This is a genomic window from Iningainema tapete BLCC-T55 (genome assembly GCF_014698965.1).
Lineage (GTDB): Bacteria > Cyanobacteriota > Cyanobacteriia > Cyanobacteriales > Nostocaceae > Iningainema > Iningainema tapete.
In genome coordinates, this window is sequence record NZ_JACXAE010000072.1 from 322239 (window position 1) to 336025 (window position 13787).

General features: G+C 42.7%; 15 protein-coding genes and 1 pseudogene. 7 read left to right on the plus strand and 9 right to left on the minus strand.

Annotation, left to right across the window (positions count from 1 at the left end):
* The first annotated feature begins 11 nt into the window (after positions 1–11).
* On the plus strand, positions 12–473 hold the full coding sequence (locus ICL16_RS22485) for a hypothetical protein (RefSeq protein ID WP_190832208.1): 462 nt from the start codon (positions 12–14) through the stop codon (positions 471–473).
* 48 nt (positions 474–521) lie between these two features.
* Here ICL16_RS22485 and mdh read toward each other — a convergent pair whose 3' ends face one another.
* From mdh to ICL16_RS22510, 5 genes are all read right to left on the minus strand, one after another.
* A complete protein-coding gene (mdh, locus tag ICL16_RS22490) occupies positions 522–1499 on the minus strand; it encodes a malate dehydrogenase (RefSeq protein ID WP_190832211.1) in 978 nt (325 codons plus the stop codon).
* Positions 1500–1513: 14 nt separating this feature from the next.
* On the minus strand, positions 1514–1729 hold the full coding sequence (gene ndhO / locus ICL16_RS22495) for an NAD(P)H-quinone oxidoreductase subunit O (protein ID WP_190832214.1): 216 nt from the start codon (positions 1727–1729) through the stop codon (positions 1514–1516).
* Positions 1730–1988: 259 nt separating this feature from the next.
* Positions 1989–2849: a DNA-formamidopyrimidine glycosylase gene (locus ICL16_RS22500; RefSeq protein ID WP_190832217.1), complete on the minus strand. Its 861-nt coding sequence runs from the start codon at positions 2847–2849 to the stop codon at positions 1989–1991.
* Between the two features lie 106 nt (positions 2850–2955).
* Entirely contained in the window at positions 2956–3168 is a 213-nt protein-coding gene (locus tag ICL16_RS22505; protein ID WP_190832220.1) for a photosystem I reaction center subunit IV, read from the minus strand.
* 186 nt (positions 3169–3354) lie between these two features.
* On the minus strand, positions 3355–3939 hold the full coding sequence (locus tag ICL16_RS22510) for a PAP/fibrillin family protein (RefSeq protein WP_190832223.1): 585 nt from the start codon (positions 3937–3939) through the stop codon (positions 3355–3357).
* 211 nt (positions 3940–4150) lie between these two features.
* Between ICL16_RS22510 and ICL16_RS22515 the strand changes: the two genes are divergently transcribed.
* Both ICL16_RS22515 and mraY read left to right on the plus strand, forming a co-directional pair.
* Positions 4151–4390 (plus strand): DUF3134 domain-containing protein, encoded by a 240-nt coding sequence (locus tag ICL16_RS22515; protein WP_190832225.1) that lies wholly within the window; start codon positions 4151–4153, stop codon positions 4388–4390.
* 86 nt (positions 4391–4476) lie between these two features.
* Positions 4477–5577, plus strand: a complete 1101-nt coding sequence (gene mraY, locus ICL16_RS22520; protein WP_190832228.1) for a phospho-N-acetylmuramoyl-pentapeptide-transferase — start codon at positions 4477–4479, stop codon at positions 5575–5577.
* Between the two features lie 51 nt (positions 5578–5628).
* Here mraY and ICL16_RS22525 read toward each other — a convergent pair whose 3' ends face one another.
* The 3 genes from ICL16_RS22525 to dtd all read right to left on the minus strand — a co-directional run bounded on the left by ICL16_RS22525 (position 5629) and on the right by dtd (position 7102).
* Positions 5629–6129 (minus strand): MogA/MoaB family molybdenum cofactor biosynthesis protein, encoded by a 501-nt coding sequence (locus tag ICL16_RS22525; protein ID WP_190832230.1) that lies wholly within the window; start codon positions 6127–6129, stop codon positions 5629–5631.
* Positions 6130–6210: 81 nt separating this feature from the next.
* Entirely contained in the window at positions 6211–6546 is a 336-nt protein-coding gene (gene psb28 / locus ICL16_RS22530; RefSeq protein WP_190832232.1) for a photosystem II reaction center protein Psb28, read from the minus strand.
* Positions 6547–6649: 103 nt separating this feature from the next.
* A complete protein-coding gene (gene dtd, locus ICL16_RS22535; RefSeq protein WP_190832234.1) occupies positions 6650–7102 on the minus strand; it encodes a D-aminoacyl-tRNA deacylase in 453 nt (150 codons plus the stop codon).
* A 41-nt stretch (positions 7103–7143) separates the two neighbouring features.
* Here dtd and ICL16_RS22540 point away from each other — a divergent pair.
* Positions 7144–7927 (plus strand): annotated as a pseudogene (locus tag ICL16_RS22540) (Rpn family recombination-promoting nuclease/putative transposase).
* Between the two features lie 113 nt (positions 7928–8040).
* On the opposite strand, the gene ICL16_RS22545 reads toward ICL16_RS22540, so the two are convergent.
* Positions 8041–9165 (minus strand): CobW family GTP-binding protein, encoded by a 1125-nt coding sequence (locus ICL16_RS22545; protein WP_190832236.1) that lies wholly within the window; start codon positions 9163–9165, stop codon positions 8041–8043.
* 234 nt (positions 9166–9399) lie between these two features.
* On the opposite strand from ICL16_RS22545, the gene cysS reads away from it, so the two are divergent.
* From cysS to ICL16_RS22560, 3 genes are read left to right on the plus strand one after another with little or no spacing between them, the layout of a single operon-like run.
* Positions 9400–10875 (plus strand): cysteine--tRNA ligase, encoded by a 1476-nt coding sequence (gene cysS / locus ICL16_RS22550; protein WP_190832238.1) that lies wholly within the window; start codon positions 9400–9402, stop codon positions 10873–10875.
* A 7-nt stretch (positions 10876–10882) separates the two neighbouring features.
* Positions 10883–12322, plus strand: coding sequence for a TldD/PmbA family protein (locus ICL16_RS22555; RefSeq protein ID WP_190832240.1), 1440 nt, complete (start codon positions 10883–10885; stop codon positions 12320–12322).
* Between the two features lie 25 nt (positions 12323–12347).
* Complete coding sequence (locus ICL16_RS22560) at positions 12348–13694, plus strand: TldD/PmbA family protein (protein ID WP_190832241.1); 1347 nt, start codon at positions 12348–12350, stop codon at positions 13692–13694.
* Positions 13695–13787: the final 93 nt, after the last annotated feature.

Consider the following 13787-nt stretch of genomic DNA (forward strand, 5'->3'; position numbering starts at 1 on the left):
GGAGAAAAATCATGGTAGATGACTTTCTGCGTAGAGCAAAGGATTTTATCGTTGGCGAAAATAACGATCAAGATGCTGAGTATGGCGATCGCCCTGTCCGTCCAGCTAGTGAAGATCCATACGGCGATCCTGCTGACCAAGATTACTACGCCAACGCCATCCCCGCAAGCCAAGATCCATACGGCGATCCTGCTGATGTCTACGGGCAGTATGGTAATGTGATCCCAGCAAGCCAAGATCCCTACGGCGATCCTGCTGACGTTGAGTCCTACAACCCTCTACCAGCAAGCCAAGATCCATACGGCGATCCTGCTGACCAAGATTACTACGCCAACGCCATCCCCGCAAGTCAAGATCCCTATGGCGATCCTGCCGATCAAGAATATTATGGCAATGCTATCCCCGCAAGCCAAGATCCCTACGGCGATCCTGCCGATCAAGAATATTACGGCGACGAACGTCGGTCAAGGTAATGAAAGTGTTCTGCCCCCCCCTTCATAAGGGGGGGTTGGGGGGGATATCTACCCACAAAGCGCAAAAATTTGCTGCGCCTGGTTAATACTTTGACGCACAGCAGCAGCGGAAGCATGTAACGCTGCTATTTCCTCATCGGTAAGGCTTAATTCCAAGACACTTTCAATACCACTACTACCCAAGCGACAGGGAACTCCGGTAACAACATCCTTCAAATCGTATTCGCCTTGAAGGTATGTTGCTATGGGCAACAAACGAGACTGATTGAGCAAAATCGATTCCACCATCACACAAATGGAAGAGGCAGGGGCGTAAAAAGCACTGCCATTTTGCATCAGTTCGACAATCTCTGCACCACCATTGCGGGTACGTTCAACTAAGCGCTCAATTGTTGCTGCATCTAGCAATTCTGTAATAGGAATGCCGTTCACAGTAGAATATCGCGGTAAAGGCACCATTAAATTGCCGTGGCTACCTAGTACCATAGCGTTGATATCACTGGGACAAGCTTCCAACTCCATCGCGATAAAGGTTTGAAAGCGGGCAGAGTCTAATACACCAGCCATACCCATGATGAGATCGCGCCCTAAACCTGTTGCTTCTTTTGCTAAATAAGTCATCACATCCAAAGGATTGGTGACAACTATATATATAGCATTAGGAGAATGAGCGATCGCTCTCTTCGCTGCTTCCACCACAATCTTGGCATTCATCAAAAGTAAATCATCTCGACTCATACCAGGCTTGCGGGGAAAACCTGCCGTAATCACCACAATATCAGAACCAGATGTATCAGCGTAGTTATTAGAGCCAGTAATCTTACGGTTATGAAGTTCAATTCCCCTTGCCTCCATCAAATCAAGCGCTAGTCCTTGAGGCATACCGTTAACGATATCTAATAACACCACATCTGCCAGGTTTTTTTCGACAATACGTTGGGCTAGAGTGCTGCCTACTTTACCTGCACCAACGACAGTTACACGAGGAGAATGACACCGAGTAGAGGAGGAAAGGGAATAGTTCATAATTACGTTAAATATTACTTAAACTCTTCTAGTTGATCCAAACGCAACCAAATGTTAGGCGTTGGCACTTTCCCAAACTTCACTAGTGCGTAATCGCCTTTGATATCCACAATTTCCCCCTTACTTTCAAACAAATAAGAAGGAAAGCGAGTATCACTTGCTTGTGCTTCTAGGCTATTTTCCAGCTTTTCGCGAACAGCACGAACTATATCCCCTCTCTTGACAGCCATAAATAAAGCTCCGGAGTGTTGTAAATTGTTTTATTCAGGATTTTAGCTCGTGAATCGGATGCTTTGAGCTAGAAATTATTTTCGTACTAGCACTGTTAGGGAACACCTTTTACATCCGTTATGCGTCAAATGCGGAATTCTTCAATTGCTTACCGATGGTAAACAATTGTTAAATCCCAAAACCGCAATTATAGTAACATGACCTGTATTTATTTTTATACATTTATTTTCGGAAAAATATACTTATATTTAGAATTGTTTAGTGCTGACATTGGATACAAAAATGGCTGGAACGCCCAGCTAATCTAGTCCGCCCAATTGGGGTTCCACAAACTCTGCATGGTTTTCCGGCACGGTTATAAACCCACGCCATACCGCCGTAGTTACCGTTTGTTCCCTTAACGTTGAGGAAATTACTAAAAGTTGTACCACCCGCCTCTATACTGGTTTGCAAAACTTGGATAATGCTGGAGTGCAAAAGCTCAATTTGCTCTAGCTGCAATTTCTGACTTGGGGTGTCTGGTAATATCCCACTCTTAAACAACGCTTCATCAGCGTAAATATTACCTAAACCTGCTACCACAGACTGATCTAGTAAAGCTGCTTTTATGGAACGACGGCTATAACGTAATTTTTCTGCTAAATACTCGACAGTGAATTCGCTCATCATCGGATCTAGCGCTAGTTTTGCCAATCCAGTAATAATCTTTTCTACAGCAACTTGGGGAGGAACCCACCACATTTGCCCAAAGGTGCGCTGATCGACAAAGCGCAATTCCTCCGAGCCAAAAAATAATCTTACCCGCGTATGCTTATGTAAAGGTTCATCACGATTTAACCACAATAATTGACCGGTCATCCGTAGATGAACCCCCAGCAAACCCCTAGAGGCGTTCCGGCGGAACATTTCATCCATAGACACCAATTCAGCAACAAGATATTTCCCACGCCGATGCCAAGTGGCGATCGCACTCCCCTTGATTCCTGTCAAAAACTCGGTTACAGAAGATGGGTATGCTATCGTCCGCTCCAGCAAAACATCTCCACCCGTAATTTCTTTATTGAGGGTCAATTGATTTAGACCCCGCCGGACTGTTTCAACTTCAGGCAGTTCAGGCATTAATTGTTATACAACCACTTTTCTTAGGGTAGCAGTTATCGGGAGAGAGGGAGTTTGTGAGTGGGGGATATCTCCCCTACTCCCCTACCCCCCTACGCTCATCCAGTTACTTTTTTGGCTTAGCCTTTGGTGGCTCTACCTCAAGCAATTCATCTTGGGCAAAGTTGTTGGTGTTGATACCAGAGTAATTTACCTTCTCAAACCGGACGATTACTGGGTATTTGATGCCACCTGGGTCAATAGACGCTACAGTTCCTAAATCTTGATACCAGTACGATTCAGGGCGGAGAATCCGTACTTTAGAACCACGTTGAACCATGAGTTTTTTCCCTTTTATTTATCAATCGCCAAAGTATACGGCTATTTGTTTTCACTGTACAGTTTTCAGGTCGTTTGCAAACGATTTGTTAAGTTATTTATCGTAGGGCATCATGCCCACCCCCTTCTTGACAAAGGTCCAATTATCGCGTACCCTTTTGTTTCGCCAACACTCATGGAGAACCATCTATGGTTTAGTCAAGACAAAGACGCTTCCTTCGTTACCTCTACCAACACGCAAATTGCTATCTAAATAAGTAATATCCAACCAACCTTGTTGTTCTTCTCGGTTAAGAGAAAAATCAATAGCAGTAAATTTTTTACCAGCTTCTATTTGGTAGATAAAGTTTTCTGGGTTATCGTACCCTATCAAGCTTTTCAAGCCAACAATAGAGCGTTCAAATTTTACGTTGACACGCCGATTGGAAACTGGTTCAAACTTAGCAGCAACGCTGACTATGCCGTCAAGATAGGGTAAACCATAAATTTCTGCTATGTTGTAAACGCTAAAAGTTTTTACGCGAATACACTGATATATTTGACCTAGCTTAGAAAAAGGAAAGCGATCAAGGTTTAATAGTGGTTTACTTGTAGTGTATAGTAGTCGCCAGTTGCCATCAAGTAACTCGGCAGCTTCAACAGGATTTGGTGTAGGGTTAAGATCTTCTAAAGATGCGATCGCCGCCAGAATTGCTTGTTTATCTTGCTCCGAAGCAAGAATTCCGCGATTTTTACCAGCTATTGCTTCTAAAAGAGTCGCTTTTCCTAGCATCGTATTTACCTCAACACTATTCAGTATTAATCACAGAAGGAGAAATTCAATGTTTAATGTATAGCGCCATACTAAGAATTTGTTGAGTTTGGCGGTTTACTAATGATAAGAGTGAAAATAAATTTTTTGTCTGATTGTTAGTAAAAGAGTTGAATCTATTGATAGACTCAAAGGTGTCTACTTTCTTTAACCTTGTCGCATCTAGATTGATATGTTAAATTCTCCATTGCGTGAAGTACCTCGCAACCAGCGTGCGGCTGTAATTCCATTAAAGCAGGAATCTTCCCTCATCGACTGGTTACAATCCAACGGTCGTCTTATTCCTCGTGATGTTCATGAAAACGATTTTCTAGATGACGAAGAAGAAATAGAATCCCTGATGGGTGTTGAAGATGGAATTGCGGATTATGATTTTGATGACGACGATGACATTGCACCAGACGAAGATTAGTTTTGCGAGCGGATGTACGTTGTTGGTATAGATAGTCCCTATTAAATTGTTCAGTTTTAACAAGTGTGGAGTGAAGGGAAATTTCTGTGGACGCTAAATTATCTCCTGACCAAAGTACAACCATATCCGGCATTGGTCTAGCTTATTCATTGGGTGCAGGACTTGGTGTAGCAGCGCTGATTCTCGATTGGATGGCAAACAGAACGCCGTGGCAAGGTACATCACTAACCCTGCCCCTATTGTTCTGTGCAGTAGCAAGTGCAACAGTAGGTTACTGGGTAGTACCTATGCTACAAGCTCTGAAAACAGGGCAAATAATTCGCGAGGATGGGCCTCAAGCACATCTGAAAAAAGCAGGTACGCCAACAATGGGTGGCGTATTCTTTGTACCTGTGGCACTTATAGCTGCCTGTGTATGGTCTCAATTTTCAGCAGAAGTGATCGCAGTTTCTGCATTAACACTATCCTATGGGTTGATAGGTTGGATAGACGATTGGCAAATTCTGCGCCGGAAGTCCAATAAAGGCATATCGCCTCGGATGAAACTGGCGATGCAAATCAGTTTCGCATTAGTTTTTTGTTTATGGCTGTTTCTCACTCAACCACATAACATTACTAATATTCGTCTACCCTTGGGATTGTTTTTACCCCTGGGTTTACTGTTTTGGCCTTTAGCAGGCTTTGTATTAGTAGCGGAAAGTAACGCTACTAATCTCACAGATGGGGTTGATGGCTTAGCCGCAGGAACAGTGGCGATCGCATTACTGGCTTTGGGGGCAACTATTGCACCCACACACCCAGGGTTAATGATTTTCTGTGCTAGCCTGAGTGGCAGTTGCTTAGGTTTCTTAGCTCACAATCGTAACCCAGCCCGCGTGTTCATGGGAGACACTGGCTCCCTAGCACTGGGAGGAGCTTTAGCAGCTGTGGGTTTGATGACAAATAGTTTAGTAGTATTGTTTATTCTCAGCGGCATCTTTTTTGTCGAAACCCTCTCTGTAATGGCGCAGGTTAGCTATTACAAAGCTACCAAAGGTCCCGATGGTAAAGGCAAACGCCTATTCAAAATGGCACCACTGCACCATCATTTAGAACTTTCTGGTTGGTCGGAGCTACAAGTAGTAGCCACTTTTTATATCATAGGTGCAATTTTGGCTGTCATCAGTTTCCTCATTGGTCGGTTGTAATGTTTTTGGGCAAAACCTAAAAAATCTACCAACCCCCTCAAGTACAGGGGGTCATTTTTTGTGTATTTGATTGACAAGGTGAGAAAGTTCTGGTAGAATCAGTTTTTTCATCGCTAATTGCACAGCATTGCTAGAGCCAGGAACAGAGAAAATTAATTTCTGGCGAAAAACACCCGCTACAGCGCGAGATGCGATCGCTCGTGAACCAATTTCCTGATAACTTAAATAGCGAAACAACTCACCAAACCCAGGCAAAGTTTTTTCCAGCAACTTTTCTAAGGCATCGTAGGTGGTATCTCTGGGCGCAATCCCCGTACCACCATTGAAAATTATCGCATCACAATCAGTATTACTAACTAGTTCCATCTGCTCCTGAATTTGTACTGGTTCATCTGGAATAATTGTGTAGAATCCTACTGTGTGGTGAGCATCTAGGAGTAATTGCTGTATTATTTGACCACTTTTGTCTGTTTCTTGTGTGCGTGTATCACTGACGGTAACAACAGCACAAGTTACCTTCATACCTGAATCTGGATGGGGAAAATGCGGCATAAATAAACTATTAATGATTTGTCATTAGTCATTTGTCCTTTGTTATTTTTCTCATACTAATGACTAATGACCAATGACTAATTAGGATTTATTGAATCCTAAACCATGTTCTTCTGCATAGCGTTCCATAAAGCGCATAAAACGATCCCAGTCTTGTGAGGACTTGATCAAGACAACTGCTTCTAATGCTTCTGGCTTGCCGTTGACAAATTTACCTTTGACTTCACGGGTAATTATTTCGCCTTCTTCGTCAATCATATACATCCCAGTAATTTCTTCGGTGTTGCCACTGTCCAAAGCCTTGGGATTGGTAAAAATAAACGTCGCCGTGCCACTGTCGCCAGTGCGCGATCGCGTCAGACGCACATCTGGAACTACTTCTTCGTTTATACCTCTGGAAAACTGTATTTGAGCCATGATGAGTGAATCTAAACTTTTTTAATGCTTAAACTAACATTCTCTCATCATTTAGAACCAAGCTGTCTAAATCATCCTCAGATTCTTTTCTACGTACAAACCCTTATGTCGCCTCTGACTCCAGTAACATAGTAACAGGACCATCATTTTCTATCGAAACTTGCATCATTGCCCCAAATTGTCCTGTTTCCACCCGCAAACCAGACAAGCGCAACTTAGCAACAAAGTTATTGTACAACTCTTGTGCCACTTTTGGTGCGGCTGAACGGTCAAATGAGGGGCGGCGTCCTTTGCGACAATCGCCATAGAGTGTGAACTGACTCACCACCAGCAACTCGCCGCCAATTTCTTGCACAGATTTTTGCCAACGTCCATCACCTTCCTCTTCTGGAAACAAGCGTAATTCTAAACACTTACGCACCATCCAGTCAATTTCGGCATCAGTATCATTATCGGCAATCCCGACAAGCAAGTTTAGTCCCCGCCCAATTTTACCAACAATTTCACCATTAACAGTAACTTGTGAAGATTTAACTCGCTGAATAACTACACGCATATGTGATATATTACTCCACTCTCACCTAATAGAATACCTTCATGTTCGATAATGTCTGTAAATTCCTAGCGGAAACTTTTTCCACTGACTTTGCCAGTTGGTTATTAGGAGAAGCGATCGCTCTGACAGAGTTAAGTCCACAAGAACTATCTTTGGAACCTATTCGTGCCGATGCTTTGATACTATTACAATCAGATGAAGTTGTTCTACATATAGAATTCCAAACTGAACCCAAACCCGATGTACCATGAGCGAATGACAGATTATAGGTTGCGCGGATATCGTCGCTTTCCGCGAAAAAGGATGATACAAGTAGTTATTTATCTGCAACAAACTAATTCTCCAAGGGTGCGACAGAATACATTTACCCTGGAAAGAACTAGTCATGAGTTTGATGTAGTTCGGCTTTGGGAACAACCTCCAAATGTATTCCTAAAATCACCAGGATTATTACCATTTGCAGTATTGAGTAATACTAATAACCGTACTTCTACACTAGAACAAGCAGCAGAAGAGATTCTCAATATAGCAGATCAAAGCGTTCAGAGTAACGTAGCTGCTGCAACATCAATTCTAGCTGGACTAGTATTGGAGAAAGGGGTAATTCAAAGAGTTTTAAGGAAAGAAATTATGCAAGAGTCTGTAATATATCAAGAACTACGAGCAGAAGCGCTTGCCGAAGGCAACGCTGAAGCAGTTCAGCGTGTCGCTATGAATTTACTACTTGAAGGAATGTCCGTAGAACTAATCGCCCGAGTTACTGGATTGACAGTGGAACAGGTACAGCAGTTGCAAGTGACAAATGTAGAAAACCAACAAGAGTGAAGGGGCGAGCACGTCTAGAGTGGCAAGCACTCATCTAATCTTGAGAAGGAGTGGCAGAGCCACTCTCGTATGCGTTCCCAGGTGGAACCTGGGAACGAGTCTAGCGGCAAAAGCTATTTGCCAAAGCCTTTACCGCGAGTTGAAGGTAGGCAGACGCAGTTTTCTAACTGTTGGAGTAAAGTCTCTTGGTCGAGATTTTGACCAATCAGCACGATTTGGTTTTTCTGCTCACCTTTCCACTCATCATCATCTAGAGTGAAACGCTTGCCGCAAAGGTGGAAAATATGACGATTTGGACTTTCATCAAACCACATAATTCCTTTAGCACGGAAGACTGTTTCTGGTAATTGATTATCTAAGAAATATTGAAATTTCCTAATAGAAAAAGGTTGAGCGCTTTGGAAAGAAATTGAGGTGAACCCATCATTTTCTAAATGGTCTGAGTGATGATGGTGATGTTCGTGGTCGTGATCGTGACCGCATTCTGAGTGGTCATGTTCATGGTCATGATGGTGATGATGTTCATGGTCATGATCGTGGTGGTGATGATCATGATCGTGTTCATCAACAGTGTCGAAATACTTGTCAGATTCAAATAAACCGACGCTGAGAATTAAGGGTAGTGGTACTTGCGATCGCTTAGTGCGGATAATTCTTGCCCCGTCTTTAACTTGGCGAATTTTTGCTTCTAAATTCTCCAATTGCTCGTCACTAACTAAATCTGTCTTGTTGAGCAGAATTACATCTCCATATAATATCTGATTGTGAGCTGCTTGAGAATTAAACAAATCCAGGCTGTAGTTGGCTGCATCTACTACAGTAATAATCGAATCTAAACGAGTTAAATCTCGCAATTCTGTACCCAGAAATGTGAGAGCAACTGGTAGTGGATCTGCGAGTCCTGTGGTTTCTACCACAAGATAATCTATATTTTCTTGGCGTTCTAAAACTTTGTAAACGGCTTCTACCAAATCATTATTAATAGTGCAGCAGATACAACCGTTGCTCAATTCCACCATATTATCGTCATCACTGGTGGAAATAATTAATTCGTTATCGATGCCAATTTCGCCAAATTCATTGACTAATACAGCGGTTTTCAAGCCCTGCTGATTGGTCAGGATATGATTGAGTAATGTCGTCTTACCACTACCGAGGAATCCAGTAATAATTGTTACTGGCAATCCTTTCTTCGGCGCGTCCATTGCTTGATTTGGGGAAGTAACTGCTGATTGCATATGTCAGTCTATTTAAATAAGTCTAAGACCACAAACCAGATTTTTCCCAAAAACCAGGTTTGTAAATCGCTATTTTCAGTTTAATTCGCTTTTTTGACTTAAGACGGCTGTCAAAAACTCCAGACGAGAAATGTAGCACAAACAGGCAAGAAAACACTAGGATAGGGATGCTGGTATTTTATCCCAGTTGCTTTGTTGTATTATTATGTATTTCTAATACAGTATTACTTGTTTATGACCCTAAGCGTTTATAATACTCTCTCTCGTCGCCAGGAACCATTTACAACTGTTGAACCAGGAATTGTTAAGATGTATTGCTGCGGCGTGACAGTGTACGACTACTGCCATTTGGGTCATGCACGTTCCTACATTGTGTGGGATACAATACGTCGCTATCTTCAATGGCGCGGCTATCAGGTGTTGTACATCCAGAATTTTACTGATATAGATGATAAAATTCTTAACCGCGCTAAGGAACAAGGTTCGACGATGGAAGCCGTGGCAAATCGTTTTATCGATGCTTATTTTGAAGATATCCGTCGCTTAAATGTGACGGATGCTGATGCGTATCCACGGGCAACAGAACATATTCCCGCCATTTTGGAACTGATTAAAGCCTTAGAAGCAAAAGACTACGCTTACGCTGTTGATGGTGATGTTTATTACAGAGTAGAGCGTTTCCCTACATATGGCAAGCTGTTTGGACAAGAATTGGAACAAAAGCTTGCAGGTGCTAGCGGTAGAGTAGACCTAGAAGATACCGAAGGTAGAAAAAAACAACATCCCTTTGACTTTGCCTTATGGAAAGCAGCGAAACCAGGAGAACCAGCTTGGGAATCGCCTTGGGGTAAAGGTCGTCCGGGATGGCATATTGAATGTAGTGCGATGATTCACCAAAGACTGGGTGAAACGATAGATATTCATGGTGGAGGCAGAGATTTAATATTTCCTCACCACGAGAATGAAATCGCTCAGTCAGAAGCAGCGAGCAACAAACCGCTGGCACGTTACTGGATGCACAACGGTATGGTGATGGTGAATGGTCAAAAAATGTCCAAGTCTTTGGGCAATTTTACCACTATTCGAGATTTGCTCGACAAACCAGTTGACCCTATGGCGGTAAGGTTATTTGTCCTGCAAGCTCATTATCGCAAACCGCTAGATTTTACTGATGAAGCGATCGCCACTGCCACTCATAGTTGGAAAACTCTCAAAGAAGGTTTACTTTTTGGCGAGCAGTACGGTACAAAACTTGGTTTTACCCCCCCTTTCATCCCCCCCGTTTACGGGGGGGACATAGGGGGGGTTCTTGACAAAGAAATCATCGAAAAGTTTGAAGTGTCAGGAGATGATGACTTTAACTTCACAGGTAGTTTAGCAGTGCTAGCTGAATTAGCGAAAAAGTTACAGAAGGAAGGAAATGTCTTAGTGCATGAAGGGAAAACAGAGACGTCACCTACTGAGTTACAGCGACAATGGAACACATTAGTTACCTTGGCTCAAGTGCTTGGTTTATTTGCAAAAATGGAAGTACAAACACCCAGTAATGGTAGTTTAAGTGAAGTAGAAGTTGAGGAAAAAATTCAGCTTAGACAACTTGCACGCAAACAGAGAAATTTTGCTGAAGCTGATCGCATTCGTGACGAACTGCAGCAGGCAGGTATTACTCTGATTGATAGCCGTGAAGGCACTCGATGGCACCGTAACTAAATTAATTATGTGGTTTCAACTCCAAAAGGCGATCGCCAATATCAACATCCCAGCAGATTGGATTGGGATTAGAGTAGTTAAAGAAACATCCGCAAGCCGTTATGTTCGTGATGGCTTACCACAAAATAACGGTAAGTCTTCCACTTGTGGAGCTATGTTGGAAGTTATGGTAAATGGCACTTTTGGCTATGCAGCTACCAATTCCCTGGAACTTCAAGAACTACAAGCAGCAGCAGAAAGTGCGTATAAACAAGCACTGGCAGCAAGTGAATGGTGGATACATCCATTCCAAGCCGCTACCTCTCGTCCGAAAGTCGTTGGGCAATACATTTCCCCAGATGCCGACAAAGATGATGAGCTCACTCCTGGTGAAGTCAACAATTTTCTAGTCCGCATCTGTCATACTCTCAAAGTCTGTGATCAAATTGTCCAAACTATAGCCAGCGCCACAACTATCGATAGAGAGACTTGGTTTGTCAGTAGTAATGGGTCAGAAGTATATCAAAAGTTTAGGTTTTTGCGTTCGCACTACGGAGCTACGGCTCAAGATGGAGCGATCGTTCAGCAACGCACCAACAATGGGTGGGAAGCAAACTGCTACCAAGGCAGAATGGAATTTCAACAACCAGATTTATGGCATCGGGTACAGCAAATTGGCTCTCAAGCAGTAGAACTGTTGACAGCAGATGAATGCCCAACTATGCGCACCAACTTAGTATTAGCGCCAGATCAAATGATGCTGCAAATTCATGAAAGCGTTGGGCATCCTCTAGAAATAGACAGAATTTTGGGAGATGAACGTAACTACGCAGGTGGTAGTTTTGTTAACAACAGTGACTTTGGCAACTTGGTGTATGGTTCACCGTTAATGGACATCACCTTTGATCCCACCTACGAAGGTGAATTTGCCAGCTACGGTTTTGATGATACTGGGGCTGTGGCAACACGGGAGTATTTAATTAAAGAAGGAGTACTTGTGCGGGGTTTGGGCAGTAAGGATAGCCAAGCAAGATCTGGTGTACCAGGTGTTGCCTGCGCTCGTGCTTGCTCTTGGAATCGACCGGCAATTGATCGGATGGCGAACTTGAATTTAGAACCAGGTGAAACCAGCTTTGATGAAATCATTGCTGACATAGAACACGGTGTTTACATGGAATCTAACCGCTCTTGGTCAATTGACGATCAACGCTATAAATTTCAATTTGGTTGCGAGTACGCTAAATTGATTGAACACGGTAAGCTGACTAAAACTCTGCGTAATCCTAACTATCGAGCCACTACTCCGGAGTTTTGGAGCAACTTAATCAAAGTCGGAAACTCCTCTACTTGGCAGATGTATGGTACTCCTTACTGCGGTAAGGGTGAACCAAACCAGGCAATTTGGGTAGGACATGGTTCACCCGTCTGCGCCTACGCCAATATAGAAGTTTTTGGCGGCGGCAATTAAACTTTCTCACTCTCCTGCATGGCTCATGAAAAACGCAAAATTATCTGCCCTCGAAGTCAGCTTCAACCAATTGATTGAAACCCTACTAGAGAAAAAAGCAGAAAGTGAACAATTTACTGTGAAACTTAGTAGTGAAAGAAGTCAATTTACTCGTTTCAATCATGCTAAGGTGCGACAAACAGGTTGCGTAACTGATGGTTGGATTGAACTGAGTTTGATGGAAAATCAACGCAGTAGTTTTCGCACCTTTCCTTTTACTGGTAATTGGGAAGCAGATTGGATTTTGGCTTATCAAGCATTGCAGGAACTACGTGAAGAACTTCCTCAGTTACCTGTCGATCCCTATCTAGTTTTGCCATCAGGTAAAAATACCAGTAGAGAAATACATTCGGGGAATCTGTTAGCTGAAGAATCAGTAGTAAAAACTCTGCTAGAACCAGTGGCAGAATTAGATTTTACTGGAATATATGCGGCGGGAGTAGTAATTAAAGCTTACGGTGATTCTAGTGGGCAAAAGCATTGGTTTGCTACAGATTCTTTTACGTTAGATTATTCTTTATTTACTTCAAGTGGACGAGCTGTTAAAGGGGTTTTTGCTGGGAGTGATTGGAATAATCAAGCTTATGCAGAGCAAATTAAAGATGGGAAAAAACAACTAGAATTACTTGAACGTCCTGCTAAAGAATTACCAAGAGGTCAGTATAAAACTTATTTTGCACCAGCAGCAGTTGCAGATTTATTGAGTATGCTTTCTTGGGGCGGTGTGAGTGAAGCTGATTTACAACAAGGGGGTAGTGCTTTAGCTTTTATGTGGCGCAAAGAAAAGCAGTTGAATAGTGCATTTAGTCTGAAAGAAAATTTTCAACTAGGGTTAGTGCCACGATTTAATGAATGGGGAGAAATGGCAGCACCGGAGTTACCTTTAATTGAAAAAGGAGTTTTGCTCAATACTTTGGTGAATTCTCGCACAGCTAAGGAGTATCAAAAAACTGCTAATGGTGCTAATAGTTATGAGTCTTTGCGTGCGCCAGAAGTACTCCCAGGAAATTTAGCATTTGCGCAGATTATTCCTAGTTTGGATACGGGATTATATGTATCAAATTTACATTACTTGAATTGGAGCGATCGCCCCACAGGTCGAATTACAGGCATGACTCGTTATGCTTGTTTTTGGGTAGAAAGTGGCGAAATCGTTGCACCCATTGAAAATTTACGGTTTGATGAAAGTCTTTATCGCTTTTGGGGCGAAAACCTTGTTGATTTGACTAATTTTCAAGAATTTATTCCCGAAGTCGGCACCTATGATGGACGCCAATTGGGAGGCAGTATGGTTCCTGGTATGTTGGTAGAAAATTTTACATATACTTTATAGTATATGCCCGGTTTTTTAAACTCGATTTTAGCCATTTTCACCAATGAGGCAGAGCCTCAAGCAAGGCATTCCCATGCAGAGCATGGGAACGAG

What these genes read in the sequence shown, in the direction of transcription:
- ICL16_RS22525 (WP_190832230.1), bottom strand. Translation starts at nt 6,129, where the DNA reads ATGCCGCATTTTCCCCATCCAGATTCAGGTATGAAGGTAACTTGTGCT.
- ICL16_RS22510 (WP_190832223.1), bottom strand. Translation starts at nt 3,939, where the DNA reads ATGCTAGGAAAAGCGACTCTTTTAGAAGCAATAGCTGGTAAAAATCGC.
- psb28 (WP_190832232.1), bottom strand. Translation starts at nt 6,546, where the DNA reads ATGGCTCAAATACAGTTTTCCAGAGGTATAAACGAAGAAGTAGTTCCA.
- ICL16_RS22485 (WP_190832208.1), top strand. Translation starts at nt 12, where the DNA reads ATGGTAGATGACTTTCTGCGTAGAGCAAAGGATTTTATCGTTGGCGAA.
- ICL16_RS22560 (WP_190832241.1), top strand. Translation starts at nt 12,348, where the DNA reads ATGAAAAACGCAAAATTATCTGCCCTCGAAGTCAGCTTCAACCAATTG.
- ICL16_RS22515 (WP_190832225.1), top strand. Translation starts at nt 4,151, where the DNA reads ATGTTAAATTCTCCATTGCGTGAAGTACCTCGCAACCAGCGTGCGGCT.
- ICL16_RS22555 (WP_190832240.1), top strand. Translation starts at nt 10,883, where the DNA reads ATGTGGTTTCAACTCCAAAAGGCGATCGCCAATATCAACATCCCAGCA.
- ICL16_RS22505 (WP_190832220.1), bottom strand. Translation starts at nt 3,168, where the DNA reads ATGGTTCAACGTGGTTCTAAAGTACGGATTCTCCGCCCTGAATCGTAC.
- cysS (WP_190832238.1), top strand. Translation starts at nt 9,400, where the DNA reads ATGACCCTAAGCGTTTATAATACTCTCTCTCGTCGCCAGGAACCATTT.
- ICL16_RS22500 (WP_190832217.1), bottom strand. Translation starts at nt 2,849, where the DNA reads ATGCCTGAACTGCCTGAAGTTGAAACAGTCCGGCGGGGTCTAAATCAA.
- ndhO (WP_190832214.1), bottom strand. Translation starts at nt 1,729, where the DNA reads ATGGCTGTCAAGAGAGGGGATATAGTTCGTGCTGTTCGCGAAAAGCTG.
- mdh (WP_190832211.1), bottom strand. Translation starts at nt 1,499, where the DNA reads ATGAACTATTCCCTTTCCTCCTCTACTCGGTGTCATTCTCCTCGTGTA.
- dtd (WP_190832234.1), bottom strand. Translation starts at nt 7,102, where the DNA reads ATGCGTGTAGTTATTCAGCGAGTTAAATCTTCACAAGTTACTGTTAAT.
- ICL16_RS22545 (WP_190832236.1), bottom strand. Translation starts at nt 9,165, where the DNA reads ATGCAATCAGCAGTTACTTCCCCAAATCAAGCAATGGACGCGCCGAAG.